Annotated in this window: 14 protein-coding genes and 1 tRNA gene; 4 read left to right on the top strand and 11 right to left on the bottom strand. The window is 58.4% G+C overall.

Going from position 1 to position 15,620, the window contains the following annotated elements:
- The 9 genes from H7828_RS19020 to H7828_RS18980 all read right to left on the bottom strand — a co-directional run bounded on the left by H7828_RS19020 (position 1) and on the right by H7828_RS18980 (position 9,353).
- Positions 1 to 843 carry a carbohydrate ABC transporter permease gene (locus H7828_RS19020; RefSeq protein WP_226782653.1) on the bottom strand — a complete coding sequence of 281 codons (843 nt, stop codon included), beginning with the start codon at positions 841 to 843 and terminating at the stop codon, positions 1 to 3.
- A gap of 1 nt (position 844) precedes the next feature.
- Complete coding sequence (locus H7828_RS19015) at positions 845 to 1,783, bottom strand: carbohydrate ABC transporter permease (protein WP_226782652.1); 939 nt, start codon at positions 1,781 to 1,783, stop codon at positions 845 to 847.
- Positions 1,780 to 3,042, bottom strand: a complete 1,263-nt coding sequence (locus H7828_RS19010) for an ABC transporter substrate-binding protein (RefSeq protein ID WP_226782651.1) — start codon at positions 3,040 to 3,042, stop codon at positions 1,780 to 1,782. The genes H7828_RS19015 and H7828_RS19010 overlap by 4 nt, the downstream gene beginning before the upstream one ends.
- 36 nt (positions 3,043 to 3,078) lie before the next feature.
- Positions 3,079 to 4,236 carry an aminotransferase class I/II-fold pyridoxal phosphate-dependent enzyme gene (locus H7828_RS19005; RefSeq protein WP_226782650.1) on the bottom strand — a complete coding sequence of 386 codons (1,158 nt, stop codon included), beginning with the start codon at positions 4,234 to 4,236 and terminating at the stop codon, positions 3,079 to 3,081.
- Positions 4,220 to 4,951, bottom strand: a complete 732-nt coding sequence (locus H7828_RS19000) for a FadR/GntR family transcriptional regulator (protein WP_226782649.1) — start codon at positions 4,949 to 4,951, stop codon at positions 4,220 to 4,222. Before H7828_RS19000 ends, H7828_RS19005 begins: the two co-directional genes overlap by 17 nt.
- A gap of 171 nt (positions 4,952 to 5,122) precedes the next feature.
- Complete coding sequence (locus H7828_RS18995; protein ID WP_226782648.1) at positions 5,123 to 6,187, bottom strand: quaternary amine ABC transporter ATP-binding protein; 1,065 nt, start codon at positions 6,185 to 6,187, stop codon at positions 5,123 to 5,125.
- A gap of 10 nt (positions 6,188 to 6,197) precedes the next feature.
- The gene (locus tag H7828_RS18990; protein WP_226782647.1) at positions 6,198 to 7,232 is read right to left on the bottom strand and encodes an ABC transporter permease; all 1,035 of its coding nucleotides are present in this window, start codon (positions 7,230 to 7,232) and stop codon (positions 6,198 to 6,200) included.
- Between the two features lie 111 nt (positions 7,233 to 7,343).
- Positions 7,344 to 8,309, bottom strand: coding sequence for an ABC transporter substrate-binding protein (locus H7828_RS18985; protein WP_226782646.1), 966 nt, complete (start codon positions 8,307 to 8,309; stop codon positions 7,344 to 7,346).
- A 72-nt stretch (positions 8,310 to 8,381) separates the two neighbouring features.
- Positions 8,382 to 9,353 (bottom strand): ABC transporter substrate-binding protein, encoded by a 972-nt coding sequence (locus H7828_RS18980; RefSeq protein ID WP_226782645.1) that lies wholly within the window; start codon positions 9,351 to 9,353, stop codon positions 8,382 to 8,384.
- A gap of 715 nt (positions 9,354 to 10,068) precedes the next feature.
- Here H7828_RS18980 and H7828_RS18975 point away from each other — a divergent pair.
- Both H7828_RS18975 and H7828_RS18970 read left to right on the top strand, forming a co-directional pair.
- Positions 10,069 to 10,158 (top strand) — tRNA-Ser (locus H7828_RS18975).
- Positions 10,159 to 10,305: 147 nt separating this feature from the next.
- Positions 10,306 to 10,872: a type IV secretion system protein gene (locus H7828_RS18970; protein WP_226782644.1), complete on the top strand. Its 567-nt coding sequence runs from the start codon at positions 10,306 to 10,308 to the stop codon at positions 10,870 to 10,872.
- 80 nt (positions 10,873 to 10,952) lie between these two features.
- Here H7828_RS18970 and H7828_RS18965 read toward each other — a convergent pair whose 3' ends face one another.
- Positions 10,953 to 11,885, bottom strand: coding sequence for a retron St85 family RNA-directed DNA polymerase (locus H7828_RS18965; RefSeq protein ID WP_226782643.1), 933 nt, complete (start codon positions 11,883 to 11,885; stop codon positions 10,953 to 10,955).
- The gene (locus H7828_RS18960; RefSeq protein WP_226782642.1) at positions 11,875 to 12,777 is read right to left on the bottom strand and encodes a retron St85 family effector protein; all 903 of its coding nucleotides are present in this window, start codon (positions 12,775 to 12,777) and stop codon (positions 11,875 to 11,877) included. The genes H7828_RS18965 and H7828_RS18960 overlap by 11 nt, the downstream gene beginning before the upstream one ends.
- 487 nt (positions 12,778 to 13,264) lie before the next feature.
- On the opposite strand from H7828_RS18960, the gene H7828_RS18955 reads away from it, so the two are divergent.
- Positions 13,265 to 15,118 carry an ATP-binding protein gene (locus tag H7828_RS18955; RefSeq protein WP_226782641.1) on the top strand — a complete coding sequence of 618 codons (1,854 nt, stop codon included), beginning with the start codon at positions 13,265 to 13,267 and terminating at the stop codon, positions 15,116 to 15,118.
- A 271-nt stretch (positions 15,119 to 15,389) separates the two neighbouring features.
- Positions 15,390 to 15,620, top strand: a 231-nt coding sequence (locus tag H7828_RS18950) for a DUF1153 domain-containing protein (protein WP_226782640.1), incomplete at its 3' end; no start/stop codon positions are given.

Here is a 15,620-nt window from a genome sequence, read left to right as displayed (position 1 = left end):
CTATCCCTTGACCGCGCCCGAGGTCAGCCCCTGGACGAGATACCGTTGGATGAACACGAAGAAGAGACAGCTTGGCACCAGCGCAAGAACGCCCGCCGCCATCATCTGCCCCCAATCGACCGAGAATTTCGACACGAAGGTCAACAGACCCACCGGGAAGGTCATCGTGTCGTTGGAATTGATCAGCATCAGCGCGAACAAAAGCTCGCTCCAGGCTGCGGTGAAGACAAAGCCCAGCGTCGCGCCCAGCCCCGGCAGGGTCAGCGGCACGATCACCTTGCGCAGTGCCTGGAACCGGGTGCAGCCATCCATCATCGCCGCCTCTTCCAGGTCTTTCGGGATGCCGTCGAAGAAGGACTGCATCAGGAAGGTGGCGAAGGGGATGTTGAAGGCGGTATAGACGATGATGAGGCTGGTCAGAGAATTCAGCAGCCCGATGGCCGCCACGATCTTGTAGATCGGGGCGATGATCATCAGCAGCGGAAACATCTGCGTCACCAGCATCACCGCCACCAGGGCCCGTTTGCCACGGAAGTGGAAGCGCGAAAAGGCATATCCCGCCCCCGCCGCAATCAGGGTCGTGGCCGCCGCAGTGGTCAGCGACACGAAGACCGAGTTGCGGAAATAGGCCAGGAAATCGGACTGGAACAGCACGATGCGGAAGTTTTCCAAGGTGGCCGCCCCCGGCCAGAGCTTTGTTCCCTCGCTGTAGATCAGCTGATCGGGCGTCAGCGCGATCTTCAGCAGCCAATAGAGCGGGAACAGCGCGAAGGCGACGTAGAAGGCCAGCGCGCCATACTTTCCGGCCACGCGCAAAGGTGAGGGTTTGCGAAGTACAGCCATGTCAGATCCGCACCAGTTTGCGCCGGATCGCCAGAAGGATCGCGGCAAAGATGAGCAGGAAGAACAACAGCGCCACCGCGATGGTCGAGGCATAGCCGAAGTCGAGTTTGCGGAACGCCGTGGTGAAGATGTAGGATGACAGGATCTGCGTCGAATTGGCCGGTCCGCCCCCTGTCATGACAAAGATCAGGTCGGCGAAATTGGCGATCCAGATGGTGCGCAGCATCACGGTGATGGCGATCATCGGTGCCAGGAACGGTAGGGTGATCTTGGTGAAACACTGCCATCCGGTGGCGCCGTCGATCTCGGCGGCCTCGTAAAGCTCGCCCGGGATGGATTGCAGCGCGGCCAGCAGGGTGATGGCAAAGAACGGCACGCCGTACCAGACGTTGGCGGCAATCGGCCCCCACATCGCCAGGTCGGGATCGCCCAGGATGTTGTAGGGTTCCGACAGCACCCCGAGGGCGGCCAGCCAGTGGGGCAGCGGCCCGATCACCGGGTTGAACAGCCAGGCCCAAGTCAGCGCCGACAGGAACGTGGGAACGGCCCAGGGCAGGAAGACCAGCGGCTGGATCAGGCGTTTGCCGTAGAACTGCGTGTTCAGCAGCAGCGCCAACCCCAGCCCAAGCGCGAACTGGAAGCCGACCGAACCGAAGGTCCACCACAGGGTATTGCGCAGGGATTTCCAGAACTTGCGGTCCTCGACCAGGTCGCCGTAATTCTCGAACCCGACCCAGCCGGTGTTCATCGGGCGCAGCAGCTCGATCGACTGAAACGAATAGCTGATGCCGATGGCCAGCGGGACCAGCATCACCAGACCGATCAGGATGATCGCGGGCGAGAGGTACAACCACGGCTCCATGACATAGCGCCAATAGAAGGTGCCCTCTGCCCGGCCCTTCTTGCCGGGCAGAGGTGCGTGTTGCGCGCGCAGGGTCACTGCGCGGCTTTCCAGTTTGCGTATTCCTCGGTCAGGAAGGCGGCCCATTCATCGGCCACATCCTGCGCAGAGCGGTCGCCCAACAGCGCCTCCTGGCTGGATTCCAGCGCGATGGAGTCGGCGAAATAGCCGAATTGCTCAAGATAGGTGGGCATGATGGTGGGCACATAGGCATCGCCGTTCAGTTCCTCGAACCAGCCGCTGAACTGCTCGGTCTGGAAATAGGGGTCCTGGTCGGCACCTTCGTGAATCGGGATAACACCCACCCGCTTGGCCCAGGTCTTGTTGTTTTCGGGCGACGACAGGAAGGCCGTCAGATCCCAGGCCGCGTCCTTGTGCTCGGAGGATTCGAACACCGACCAGCCGGCATAGCCGATGGTCGGAAAGGCCTTGCCGGCCGGGCCGACGGGCATGGGTGCGACGGCGAAATCCTCGGCCGGCATGCGCTCGGCCACGGCGATCAGGGCGTCGGGGTCCTGATCCAGGAAGGCGCAGGTGCCCGAATAGAAACCGGCGACGATTTCGTTGAAGCCCCAGTTGACCGAATCCTTGGGGGCATAGCCCTTCTGATACATGTCGATCAGGAACTGGATGCCCTCGACCGAGCCGGGTTCGTTCAGGCGGCTTTGGCCATCCTCGGTGAAGAATTCGTTGGTGCCGTTCATCGTGGCGGCCATCATGATCCAGCCGTTCAGACCACCGGGACCGCCGCGCAGGCAATAGCCCGACTTGCCCGGCAGTTCCGACACCTTGCGCGAGGCTTCCATGAACTCTTCCATGGTCGCGGGCGGGCCGTCGACACCGGCCTCGGCCAGCAGCTTCTTGTTGTAGAACATCGCCCGCAGGTAGAAGCCGTAGGGAATTTCATAGGCGGTGCCACCGGCATAGCGCCCCATGTCCAGCGACTTCTGGGTCAGGGTGGCGCCGTGCTCCCACTCCTTGATCTTGTCCTCAAGGTTCATCAGCTTGCCCGCACCGGCATAAAGCGCCAGCCAGCGGTCGGGCATTTCCACCACGTCGGGCTCATCGCCGCCCGCGACCATGGTGGCGAACTTCTCGAAGGCCTGCCCCCAGGGAAGCGATACGATTTCGACCGTGACGCCTTCGTTCTGCGCCTCGAATTTATCGACCATGGCCTGAAGGGTTTCGGTACGCTCGGGGCTTGTGATGACCTCGACCAGTTTCAGCTGCGTGTCGGCCCATGCGGTGGACGACATCAGGGCCGCCGCCGCCGTCATTCCGTAAAACAGTTTTTTCAAGGGAACCTCCTGTTGGTTTTGATGTGCCGCCCGTTTTCAGGCGGCGCTTTTGCTCAGGGCCTGTTCGAAATCGGCCCAGAGATCTTCTGCGTTCTCCAACCCCAGGCTGATGCGCACGAGGTTTGAGGGGACGCCGAAACGTTGCATGGAATTCTGTTCGCCCGCCTGGGCCAGCCCCACGCGGGCCGGCAGGATCAGGCTTTCAAAGCCCCCCCAGCTGACGCCGAGGGCAAAGTGGGTCAGTGCATCGCTGAGAACGCGCACATCCACATCTTCGCGCATCTCGATCGACATCAGGCCTGAACGCCCGGTCAGCCCCGGCACCGCGTTCGGCCCGGGCGAATTGACGCGCAAGACCTGCGGCAAGGCGGACAGCCGGTCGACAAAGGTGTTCGCCGTCGCCTCGTGCTGGCGCATCCGCGCGCCCAGGGTGCGCAGGCCGCGGATCAGCAGCCAAGCCTCGAACGGCGCCAGCTTGCCCCCCAGCAGGGGCAGCGTCAGATCGCGGATGCGGGCGATATGTTCGGCGCTGGACACCGCCACACCGGCCACCGTATCGGAATGGCCCGAGATGTATTTCGACGCCGAATGCACAACGATGTCGATGCCCAGGGCCAGCGGGTTCTGGAACGCGGGCGAGGCCCAGGAATTGTCGATCACGGTCAGCGTGCCGTGGCGGCGCGCATGTTCGGCCACCGCCGGCAGGTTCATCGGCTGGAACATCACCGAATTCGGGCTTTCCAGATAGGCCAGCGTCACGCCCTTCAGCAGGTCGGGATCTTGCTCGAAGGCCGCGATGGAATGGTATTCGACCGAGATTCCAAAAGGGCGCAGCATCCGTTCGAAAAGGCGATAGGCGTCGGGATAGACGTGCTCGACGCAGGCCACCCTGTCGCCCGGCTTCACGAAGGCCAGCACGGTAGACGAGATTGCTGCCATCCCCGAGGCAAAGCCGACCGCCGCCGCGCCCTTTTCGGCCTTGACCATCATCCCTTCGAACGCGGCAACGGTGGGGTTCTGCACCCGGGTGTAAAGCGCCGTGTCGGATGCGCCCGACATGCGGTCTTCGAAAGCCTGGTAATTGTCGAAGGTAAACAACGAGCTTTGATAGATCGGCGGCATCACCGATCCGGCATCGCCCCCGAAGGGCATGCTCAGCAGGGTTTCAAGTGACGGGTCAGCATTGCGTGCCATGGATGACGGTCCTGATTTCGGTCTCGACGATGTTCATGATGTCGCGGGTAACGCGCACGGCGGTTTCCGTGTCACGCTCGGCTATGGCGCGGGCCAGGTCGCGGTGCATGGGAATGCTGCGCTCGCCCAGTTGCGGCTGGCCCAGAGGCGCCTCGTAAACCTGGCGGAAGGCCATCTGGATCTGCGCGATCAACTGCCCGAACAGCGGATTGCCCGAGGCATCGTGGATCGCGCCATGAAAGGCGGCATCGGCATCGCGCCAGTCTTCGCCGGCGGCGCAGGTGGCAATCACCGCCTCGCCCAGATCGACGATGCGGCGGCGCTGTTCGTCGCTGGCGTTGATGGCGGCAAGGCGCACCGCCTCGATCTCAAGCGGCATCCGCACGCCCTGGGTTCGCAGCAGGCTTTCAGCCTCGAGCTTCAGCGTCAGCGGAACGTGGATCGAGTGCGAGACATCGACCATCAGCGTGGTCCCAGCCCCCTTGTTGCGCACGACGATGCCCATGTTCTGCCAGGCCTTCAGCGCCTCGCGCACGGTCGAGCGGCCGACGTTCAGACGTTGCGCAAGCGAGATTTCGGGCGGGAGCCTTTCCCCCACGCCGATCTGAAGCGTGTCGATCAGGGCGATCAGCGCCTCGGTCACGTCCTTGGGGTGCGTGCCCTTGCCGGCCTTGCCGCGCGCCCTGGTCTTTTCCGTCACAGCCTGATCCGGCACCCCGCGCCCCTTCTTTCCGGCGATTCCCGGGATCAGGCTAGCGTTATGTCAGACATAATTCCACAACTTTGTCAGACATAGTTCCGGGCGCCCCGCAGCCTCGGAAACGAAGAGGCCCCGCATCCATTCCGATGCGGGGCCTTTCGTCGTCTTGCTTGTCTGCCGAGCGGATCAGCCGGTGCGCCGGGCCGATTCAGGATCGCCCGAGCCGCCCTGGGGCACCAGGGCGCGCACCAGGTCCAGCATCTCCAGCATGCCCACCTGTTCGCCGTTCTTCATCACGCGGTACCGGTTGGTGGTGTCACCGCCCGACGCTTCGATCACCGATTCCAGCGTATCGTCGTGATCGACCTCGCCGCTGACATCGCCTGCCGCATCCGTGGTCTTGCGCATCACCGACCGCACGCGAAGCACACGGGCGCGGTTGATGTCGGCCACGAAGTCTTCGATGTAGGGGTCGGCCGGGTTCAGCAGAATGTGCTGCGGCTCGCCCTGCTGGACGATGAAACCGTCCTTCAGGATCACAAGGTGATCGGCCAGCTTCAGGGCCTCGTCCAGATCGTGGGTGATGAAGACGACGGTTTTCTGCAACTCGGCCTGCAATTCGATCAGCAGGTTCTGCATGTCGGTGCGGATCAGCGGATCAAGCGCCGAGAACGCCTCGTCCATCAGCATGATGTCCGAGTTGCTGGTCAGCGCCCGGGCGATGCCCACCCGCTGCTGCATCCCGCCCGAAAGCTGGTGAGGATACTGGTCGTCCTGCCCCTCGAGCCCGACGCGGGCCAGCCACTTGCGCGCCTCGTCGGCGTACTTCGACTTGCCCTTGCCCTCGACCGAGGGGGCCAGGCCGGTGTTCTCCAGAACGGTGCGGTGCGGAAACAGCGCGAACTTCTGAAACACCATCGACATGCGGTGCTGGCGCAGGTCGCGCAGCTGCTTGGCGTTGTAGGACAGGATATCGTCGCCATCCACCAGCACCTCGCCCGCTGTCGGGTCGATCAGGCGGTTCAGGTGGCGGATCAGGGTCGATTTGCCCGACCCCGAAAGCCCCATGATCACCGTCGTCTTGCCGGCGGGCATGTCGACGTTGATGTCGTTCAGGCCCAGAACGTGGTTGTGCTGGGCCAGAAGCTCAGTCTTGCCCATGCCCTGACGGACATGTTCCAGCGCGTTCTGAGGATCGTCGCCGAAGATCTTGTAAAGGTTGCGGATCGAGATCTTGATGTCGTTTGTCATGTCCGTCCCCTTATTTCGACTGGCTGGCGTTGATGCGGGCAAGCGCCGCCTTGGTCACCCGGTCAAGGATGATCGCCAAGAGCACGATCCCCAGCCCCGAAAGCAGACCGACACCCAGTTCAAGACTGCGGATACCGCGCAGCACCAGCACGCCCAGCCCCGGCGCCGAGACCAGCGACGCGATGACGACCATGGCAAGGCTCATCATGATGGTCTGGTTCACACCGGCCATGATGTTGGGCAAGGCCAGCGGAATCTGAACGCCGAACAGCTTTTGCCGGTCGGTCATGCCGAAGGCATCGGCCGCCTCGATCACGTCCTGATCGACAAGGCGGATGCCCAAGTCGGTCAGGCGGATCACCGGCACGATGGCATAAAGAATGATCGCGATGCCGTAGAGTTTCGGCTCGGTCACCGAGAACAGGAAGATCAGCGGGATCAGGTAGACGAAGGGCGGCAGGGTCTGCAGCATGTCGAGGATCGGGATCATCACCCGCTGCGTGCGGTCGCTGCGCGACATGGCGATGCCGATGGGCACCCCGAACAGAACGCATATGAAGGCGCAGACGAATATGATCGCCAGCGTCTGCATGGTGTAGTCATAGTAATCGACAAAGGCGAGAAATCCGAAACAGATGGCGACCAGCGCCACCAGCTTCAGCGACCGGCCCACGGCGTAGGAAATCAGCATCAGCAGCGGAATCATGATCCACCAGGGGATCGACTGCATCAGCCATAGCATTTCGTTCAGCGCCCAGCTCAGCGGCTGGGTCAGCGGATCGACCACCACCTTCAGACTGTCCTTGATGTCGAGAAATCCACGCTCCAGCCCGCTGGTCAGATCGCGCGACTGCGGGATCGCCTCGCAGGCGTCGTGCAGGTTGTCCAGCGACGGGAAGGGCGTATCCCAGGCCGAAACCGTCGCCTCTTCGCCGCTTGTCTGGTTCATCAGGTCGGCCATGGACATCGGTCCGCCATCAGCGCCACCGTCGCCGCACCAATCGCGCAGGCCAAGGTTGTCGAATATGAAATCGTAGGTTGCCATCCGTCCCTCTTTCGGGGCGCTTGATGGCCCCTCTGTCAAATCTCCAGCACTAAAAACGCAACGGCACGGCGCATTCTTCCGCACCGCGCCGTTGCTTGATTTTCATCTCTTCTACTTCAGAATGTTGGCAAGACGCTCGCGCGCCTCGTCGCTGATCCAGTTCGACCAGACGTCCTTGTTGTTCTGAAGGAAATATACCGCCGCTTCCTCGGTCGTGGCGTTGTTTTCGCCCTTCCAGGCCAGAAGTGCGCTCATCTCGTCGGTGGGAAAGCTGATGTTGCGGATCAGCTCGGCCACTTCGGGTTCGCGTTCGGTAAAGGCCGTGGTGGCCACCGTGTAGACCAGGCTCGGGGGATAGGCGCTTGGCTTGGGGTCGACCACGTCGGGGTCAAGGTTGGCCTCGTGCGCCTCCAGGTCGACCGGGCCGATATCGACCATGGTCATGTCGAAGCGGCCCATGATCGCCGTCGGTTCCCAGTAATAGCCGAACCAGGGTTCGCGCGCCTCATAGGCCGAGGCCAGCGATGCAGCCAGGGTTTCGCCCGAACCGTGATCGAAGATCTCGATCCCCGCCTCCTCAAGCCCGTAGGAACGGGCGATGTTGCGGTTGATGATGCCGCAGACCCAGCCGCCATCGGGGCAGTTGTTGAACCGGTTGCCCACCAGGTCGGGGTTTTCCACGATGCCCTGGATGGTCTTCAGTTCGGGGTGTTCCTCGGCAAGGTAGGTCGGAATCCACCATGCCTCGACTCCGCCGGGATCAAGAACCTCGGCCATGTCCTCGATCACGCCCTCGTCCTTCAGCTTGTCATAGCCGCTGCCGGCAGAGTTGATCCAGAGTTCGGTCACGATGTCGGGTTCGTTGTTCTCCGACAGCGACGTCAGCGCCGGAATGGTGTCCGAGGGCACACGGGTGACGTTGCAGCCATACCCCTGCTCCATCAGGAAGGTCGAAATTTCGGTGGTGATGATCGCCGAGGCAAAGGTCATCTCGGTGATGGAAACGTCGCCGCAATCAGCAAGCGATGCCGTGGGAAGAGCGGCGCCGATCAGGGCCGCGAAAGCAGTCTTTTTCATGCCATGTCTCTTCTTGTTTCTTGTTTTCATGGTGAGGCGGGGCAGAGCCGGCGCGGCTCTGCCCCCTTGGTCTTACTTCAACAGCGCCGAGAGGTTCTCGCGCGCGTCATCGTTCAGCCATTCCTTCCAGACGTCCTTGTTGTTCTGGAGGAAGTAGACGGCCGCCTCTTCGCTGCTGGCGTTGTTCTCGTCCATCCAGGCCAGAAGCCCGCTCATCTCGTCGGTCTTGAACTGGATGTTCGACATCAGATCGGCGACCTCGGGATGGGCCTCCTGGAAATCCTTGGTCACGACGGTCAGAACGGGGGCCGTGGCAAATTCGGTCACGGCGGCATCGGGCGAATCGGCGTTCTGGTTGGCCTTCTGCGCCGCCTCATCCTCTTCACCCAGGCTCACCTTCGTCATGTCGAACTTGCCCAGGGGGGTCGTCGGGCCCCAGTAGTAGCCGAACCAGGGTTCCTTGCTCTCGACGGCCGAAGCCATGGAGGTGGCCAGCGTTTCGCCCGAACCGTGGTTGAACACCTCGATGCCGGCCCCTTCCAGATCCATCGCGCGGATCAGGTTGTCGTTGACGATGCGGCAGCCCCAGCCATCGGGACAGTTGTTGAACATGCCGCCCACCAGCTCGGGGTTGGCCATCACGCCCTCGATGGTCTTCAACTCGGGGTGCTCTTCGGCAAGGTAGGTCGGAATCCACCAACCCTCGACACCGCCGGGATCAAGAACGCTGGTCAGTTCGACGATCTTGCCGTCGGCCTTGATCTTCTTGTAGGCGTCGCCCGCCGAGTTCGGCCACATCTCGGGCACGATATCGGGTTCGTTGTTCTCGGACAGCGAGGTGACGGCGGGCGTCGTGTCGGACGGAACGATCGTCACGTCGCAGCCATAGCCCTGCTCAAGCAGGAAGTTCGAGACGGCCACAACCACCCCGGCCGAGGCCCAGTTCATTTCGGCAATGGTGATTTCACCACAGTCATCCGCAGCCAGGGCGGCTCCGGGGGCGATGACGGCAGCAAGTGCCGCGCTCACGATATAGCGTTTCATGTCGTATACTCCTGTTCTTCGGATCGGTTCGGCGCGATCCCGGTTTTCGGGATCTAGCGGGAAAGCACGGGTCGGGTGGAGAACGTCGGGTTGCCCTTCGCAGGACCACAATGAACCGGTGTTTTGATCGTACGGAACAAAAAGATGACGCCACCCTTCGACTGTTGCTTTCGCGATAACTTACTAGGTTGACCCTCAAATGCAACCGAATGCCGGCCTGCCCCTACGGAAACCACGCGGCCCGCGGTCAGGATCGGCGCCCCTACCCTGCCCGCCCGCCTGTCGTGCGACAACCATGGCCCGCACCGCCCCGGCCAGTACGAGGGCGGATATTTTGTCCTCTCGGCACGCCCTGATCGGCGATCCCGTCCGACGACAGAACCCGTGCCGGCCGCCCGCCAGTCTCCGATCAAGTCAGGTATCAGGCGGTCGCCGGCGCGTTGCACGAGATCAAAACACGCCCTTTCACCCCGGGCATCGCGAAACGCCCGCTCCTTGCCGGTCGCGCCAAGGCGTGCATGCGCAACACGTGCGGCGCGCGCCGTCCGCGGCCGCATTGCCGCCCCAAGGCAACCTCGATCCACAACCGCCGTCCATCCGGCATCACAACGCCCATCACGATGAACCGGCCCAATGATCCGGTCTCCGACGCAAAGGACAAAACGGGCGGTTTTTCCTCTTGTCTCTCCTCCCCCTCCCCTCTAAACGGGTCGACGGAGACGTGGCCGAGTGGTCGAAGGCGCTCCCCTGCTAAGGGAGTAGGCGGGAAACCGTCTCGAGGGTTCGAATCCCTTCGTCTCCGCCACCTACCATTTTCATTGAATGGCTCTGGGGCGCTTGATAGCGTATAAGTCTATGGACTTATGCGCTTATTCTCGTTCGTTGATTGCGTTCGTTTCACTTCGATTGCGCTCGGTTCTGTTCGGTGCGTGGTATGAAAGGTGGTATGGAAATGTCTGAGCTAGTAGTGCTGGGGAATGGATTCGACCTGGCGCCGATAATGATCCTTTGTTCGATGTTCGACGTGACCAAGGACTACTTCCACCGCTGGGTATCCTCGCTGGCAAGCTTCGCCCTCTACCCGGTCGTCATCGCCGGGGTATTTTCGATGGTCTTCGGCTTGGTTACACTTTTGGTCAGTGATCTTGGGGCGGTAGACACTGCCGACAAGGCTGGCAAGATGGTTCCGTTCCTTGGTGTCGTGATCCTATCTCTCGCTATGGTTGTCGCCATTCCGTTTATCGTACCGATGCTATCCGGAAACCTGCAAGCAGGTTGGGCCGCATCTACGGTGACTGGCAACATTCAGCGGGCCTTGCCACAGCGCAGCGCACAGAGGCAGAGCTCCGCAGCCACCAGTGCAACGCACCAAAGGAAATCAGTTGATAGGCCCACGCTCAGCGAAAAAGATACTCAAACTGCAACCCAGAGCACGCGCCAAGGGAGCGGTACAGGAGCAACCATGCAGCGCCGAATAGAACGAGCGGAACGCTTGAAGAGTCGAGAAAAGAAACTCTAACGGCCACCATCTCTGCCGCAATTTTTACCCCCCCCGGCAACCCGTTCGAATTAGCCGACTTGCAAGATGCTCACTCAACTTCATTCTTTCGGCCCCCGCAAACCCCGCGGCGTCTTCTGATGAAGGATGGCCTCCACGGTGGCCGAGCCATATTTCTTTTTTAGAGAAACAACGAAATCTGGCTCTACATCGTGCGCGAAAGCTATGAGGCCTCCTAGCTTCCAAAGCAGTTCGGGCTCCAAGCTGCCCAGCTTGAAGCTATGAACAAGTGACTTTATCTCGCGCTTTCTGGCTCGACCGATGGATATGCAACCCTCGGGAGTGACATTTATACCTGTAATCGACCGTCGGTATTTTTTTGACAAATAGGCCGTTTTCTTTCCATTGATAGTAAGGCTTGCATATTTAAAGTCCTTGGCAGTTGCAGATATAAATCCTTCCACATCGCCCAAAGACCCTGAGCCGGCAGATGAGATATTAATGTCATCTGCATACCTTGTGTAGACAAGCCCCCTCCCACTGCACCAACTATCAACCTGTAGATCGAATGAATGCATCAAGGCATTAGTGACAGCAGGTGAAGAAGGGGCGCCAATCGTAAGTCGTCCATGCCGGCAAACCACATCCGAACAGAATTGAATATCGTCCGAGTTCAGTTTGGTATTCTCCGAAAGATATCGAATTATATGATCGGTTGAGAATGAGGGGAAAAAGTCCTCGAAATCCAAGTGAAGGGTAAAAGACGTTTTGACGTGCGCCTTCGCATTCTCCCGAATTGACGCTCCCTTCTTGTACGCCATCGCGCAAGAACTTACGGGTAACCGCTGGAAGATTCCGCGGGAAAGCCATCTCTGAAGAGCTTTTAGTTCGGGAGTAGGTTGCGAAATTATTCTGTCAGTCCCATCCCTCTTTGATATAGGGTAGACTTTATACATCCTCGAGGCGTTCTCTTGTATAAACTGCAAACGCTTCGGAGATATTCCAGATTTTTCCGCCAAGACTTCACGCAACATTGCTTGGGTCTCCGAGTGTTACCGTGCCCGACTCCGTGAGAAGGCTAAGAACTTCGACTTTTATGGAGTTTCTTTCCTCATTGTACCCATCTCGAGTTGCGCAATTAATGCGATCAATCCCGGTCGCGGAGAACTCTCCCGCATCACCGTGCGAGAAAATGAGGCCAGCACCGAGCAAGATGGACGATATTTCTCGTATTTGCGAGATGTCCGATCTTCCAGAAAACAGGCCTTTGCAAATATAAAAGACATCCTCGATGGTCGACACTTCAAGCATGTTGTAAATGCAGTAAACGATTGAAAACTTATCAAAGTAGCTAGTCTTCGACCATGTCGTGTCGGGGAACTTCTTCCTCCTCGACACTTTATCCCGCTCCGTTATCCTCTTCAAGATCAGAGCGAAATCCGGCGACGAATACTTCATTTGAATCTGGGGATGGTATCGAGTTTTATCGCCGATAAGCTTGCCAGGACCAATGGATAAAAAAGAATCTTGATCTAGGCGATCCTGATCCAGTATAAGCAAGCTCTTTACTGCAAGATCCTCAAATGCTGAGAAAAAGCCAGCCTCCGCGAAAGATCCTGGAGCTTCTGGGAAGATCACAATCGCCAGAGATAGCTGCCCAATAACTTTTTCAAAAGAACTCAGGTTGAATGGTTCATCGCTGAGTGAGTGAGCAAAATCAATTGCGTACTCTGGCTGAAAAAGTAAATATTCCGATTCATTCTTGACGCAATAATCCGTAAACCGAGGCCGCATATGATCGGCATTATTGCCGCCGCAGACAAATATAATATTGCTTCGGCCAGGGTAAAGATACCCTTCCTTTAGAAGCTTGAGCACCCGACTCCGCAAGGAAGCATGTTCCTTTGCAATAATCGGGTGCGTCAAGTTCCATTCCCTTACTTAAGCGGCCGGCTTCGGCCTTCGAAGTCGAGACCGAGCGCAGCCGGGCTCGACTTCGAAGGCCGAAGCCGGCGCCCGAAAGCGTCCAATTCAATTCAGCCTGGCTAAACACCCGGCGTAGAGTTCTCGCTTGCTAGAACCCAGCTAAGAGAGCCTACCGACTAGCACGGAAGTACAGAGTCGCCAACGATTTTTTCGCTACTGTTCTGCCGTGAGCCGACCGAGTAGATGCCATGCCCCTGCGCAGTAACAACGGTTGTCGCCCAGGCGGCAGGGAGCATTGAAGACCAAGCAGAAAAATTTTTCCCGCAGGACAGCGAGGACACACCAGCTTGATAATTCTCGTCCGGCCCATCGTAGGAGATGTTAGCGGCACGCAATCCCTGGCAAGGAGTTCGCCTCACTTTGGCCTTGACTGGTTGGGTAAGCCGTCCATCCTGCACAGCACCCAGGGCCAGTTTAGTGAGATATTATGAAGTTAGTGGCGTTTGAAATCACCGGTTTCCGAGGTTATCGAGAACTGAGGCGAGTAAAGTTCGAAGATTTGACCACTTTTGTGGGGCGAAATGATGCAGGGAAATCATCGCTGATGGACGCGCTGGAGCTGTTTTTTAGCTCTGAGAAGCTTCACAAGGATGATCTTTGTGTTCTGGACGGGTTTGAGAAGGCCACTCTTACCGCTGAGTTTCGAGACTTCCCAGATTTGATCACCTTAGACGCGACCTCCGAGACAACGCTCGAGGACGAGCGCCTTTTATTGGAGATTGAAGGCGCCGAACCTGTTTTACGCATGGTCAAGGTGTACACCCCTGGAAAAACTGCTGAGATTTTTATCGATACAAAATCACCCGAAGCTGAGGGGATTGATCACCCGATACTGCTGAAACAAGCTCAGCTTAGACAGCTCGGCCGCGACCTCGGATTAGAAGACAGTATACCCGCAGCGGAGCGCATCAAGAATCCTCCATGGCGGAGGGCAATCTTTGACCATTTTGCCGCTGCACCAATGCAACCGGCATTGGTTCCAATATCAACAGACGACGCCAAAAAGATTTGGGATCAGTTGAAATCACACATCCCCTATTTTTGCCTTTTCAAAGTTGATCGGCCTAGCTCAGATCAGGACAGCGAAGCTCGTGACCCGCTCGCTGCAGCAGCGAAAATAGCGATTGCCGAGAGGGAAGAGGAAATAGGGAGAATTGTTCAAGAGGTAGAAGCTAGGGCGACTGCACTGGTGACACGGACTTTGGAAAAGCTCCAGGAGATGGCGCCGGACCTTGCAGTTGGGCTGACCCCAGACGTTTCCGGGCACCCTAAGTGGGATGGATTTCGGACAACACTCAAAACTGACAGTAATGTTCCGTTCAACAAGCGAGGTTCTGGGACCAAAAGGTTGGTTCTACTAAATTTCTTCCGCGCAGAGGCTGAGCGCCGTGCCGCAGAGGATGGACGAAGTATCATATATGCATTTGAAGAGCCCGAAAGCTCCCAACACCCCGCAAACCAGAGGCTTCTCTTAGAGAGCTTCAAACGCTTGGCCATGGCTGGAAACTCCCAGGTAGTTTTGACCACGCATTCGCCCCTGGTAGCTCAAAATCTTCCCGCCGCGTCGTTAAAATTGGTCACAAAAGATGGTGCCGGTGCCTGCCCAGACATCCAAGAGGTAAATGAAGGCGGGGCGGATGCCGGTCCTCTTTTAGATAGAATAGCCGCAGAGCTCGGCGTTCTTCCTGACAGTAGAGTCGTTGTATTGGTGATGGTTGAGGGTCCGAATGACGTCAACTTCTTTGAAAACATATATCCAGCAGTTTCCAACTTGGACGCTGATGTCATAGACTTGATGGCGTCCCCGAATGTCGCCGTGGTTCCTATGGGCGGAGCCGACCTAAAGCACTGGGTTTCGAAGAAGTATTTACAAGCGCTCGGATGCGTTGAATATCATATCTTTGACCGAGATTGTGGCCCTGATGATCACCCGAAGTATCAAGACCACGTCGACGAGGTAAATGGCGGCGACAACGAAAACACCGCTAGACTGACGCGAAAGAGGGAAACAGAAAACTATATTCACCGAACTGCCATCCAGACTGCCTTGCAGGTGGATGTCGCTGTTTCTGACTTCGATGATATCCCGAGACTGGTCAGCGATGCGAGTAAGCAGACGCCTGGCATTCTGGATATGGGGCAAGGAAGCGCTAAGCGGCGTTTGAATCTTGAAGCTGCTAGGGCCATGGATTCCACGATGCTGCAAGAAATTGATCCAGAGGGCGAGGTAGTTGGGTGGTTTAGGGATATCTCAGAAATTGTGCGTCATCGTTTGCAATAGTGAGACTTATCTTTCTAAATGGTTCAATTTAGAGATCAGAAATCGGTGTGCGAGATTACGAAAACTTACCGGCAGATCGTTCAGGCCAAGCTGTTCTAAGGGATAGAAGCAGTGAAAGCACCTACTCACCCTGACATCCATGAACTGCATGATTGGCCAATGTACGGCCCCAAGAATCCTGAGATAGCGAATTTGGTAGATGAACTTGCATGTATCGACCCAGTGAAAACCTGCTCATGCTACAAGGGAGAACGTAGCGATGAGTATGACGATGGACGACAGCATCAAACGGTGGACGGCGAAGCGTAAGACGGCGCTCGTCATCGAGATCATCCAAGGCAAGACGACCGTGTCGGAGGCGAGCCGGTCCTTTGACCTGACGCCCTCCGAGATCGAGGGCTGGGTCGAGGAAGCGAAGCGCGGCATGGAGAACTCGCTGCGCGCCAACCCGCTCGATATCCGCGAGCAATACGAGAAGCAGCTCCGGGACCTGCAGGAAGCC

This window comes from Oceaniglobus trochenteri (assembly GCF_020529025.1).
GTDB classification, from domain to species: domain Bacteria; phylum Pseudomonadota; class Alphaproteobacteria; order Rhodobacterales; family Rhodobacteraceae; genus Oceaniglobus; species Oceaniglobus trochenteri.
Note: the sequence above shows the minus strand (reverse complement) of the source record. Positions and strands in the feature narration are given on the sequence as shown.

What these genes read in the sequence shown, in the direction of transcription:
- H7828_RS19020 (WP_226782653.1), bottom strand. Translation starts at nt 843, where the DNA reads ATGGCTGTACTTCGCAAACCCTCACCTTTGCGCGTGGCCGGAAAGTAT.
- H7828_RS19005 (WP_226782650.1), bottom strand. Translation starts at nt 4,236, where the DNA reads ATGGCACGCAATGCTGACCCGTCACTTGAAACCCTGCTGAGCATGCCC.
- H7828_RS18995 (WP_226782648.1), bottom strand. Translation starts at nt 6,187, where the DNA reads ATGACAAACGACATCAAGATCTCGATCCGCAACCTTTACAAGATCTTC.
- H7828_RS18990 (WP_226782647.1), bottom strand. Translation starts at nt 7,232, where the DNA reads ATGGCAACCTACGATTTCATATTCGACAACCTTGGCCTGCGCGATTGG.
- H7828_RS18985 (WP_226782646.1), bottom strand. Translation starts at nt 8,309, where the DNA reads ATGAAAAAGACTGCTTTCGCGGCCCTGATCGGCGCCGCTCTTCCCACG.
- H7828_RS18980 (WP_226782645.1), bottom strand. Translation starts at nt 9,353, where the DNA reads ATGAAACGCTATATCGTGAGCGCGGCACTTGCTGCCGTCATCGCCCCC.
- H7828_RS18970 (WP_226782644.1), top strand. Translation starts at nt 10,306, where the DNA reads ATGTCTGAGCTAGTAGTGCTGGGGAATGGATTCGACCTGGCGCCGATA.
- H7828_RS18965 (WP_226782643.1), bottom strand. Translation starts at nt 11,885, where the DNA reads ATGTTGCGTGAAGTCTTGGCGGAAAAATCTGGAATATCTCCGAAGCGT.
- H7828_RS18955 (WP_226782641.1), top strand. Translation starts at nt 13,265, where the DNA reads ATGAAGTTAGTGGCGTTTGAAATCACCGGTTTCCGAGGTTATCGAGAA.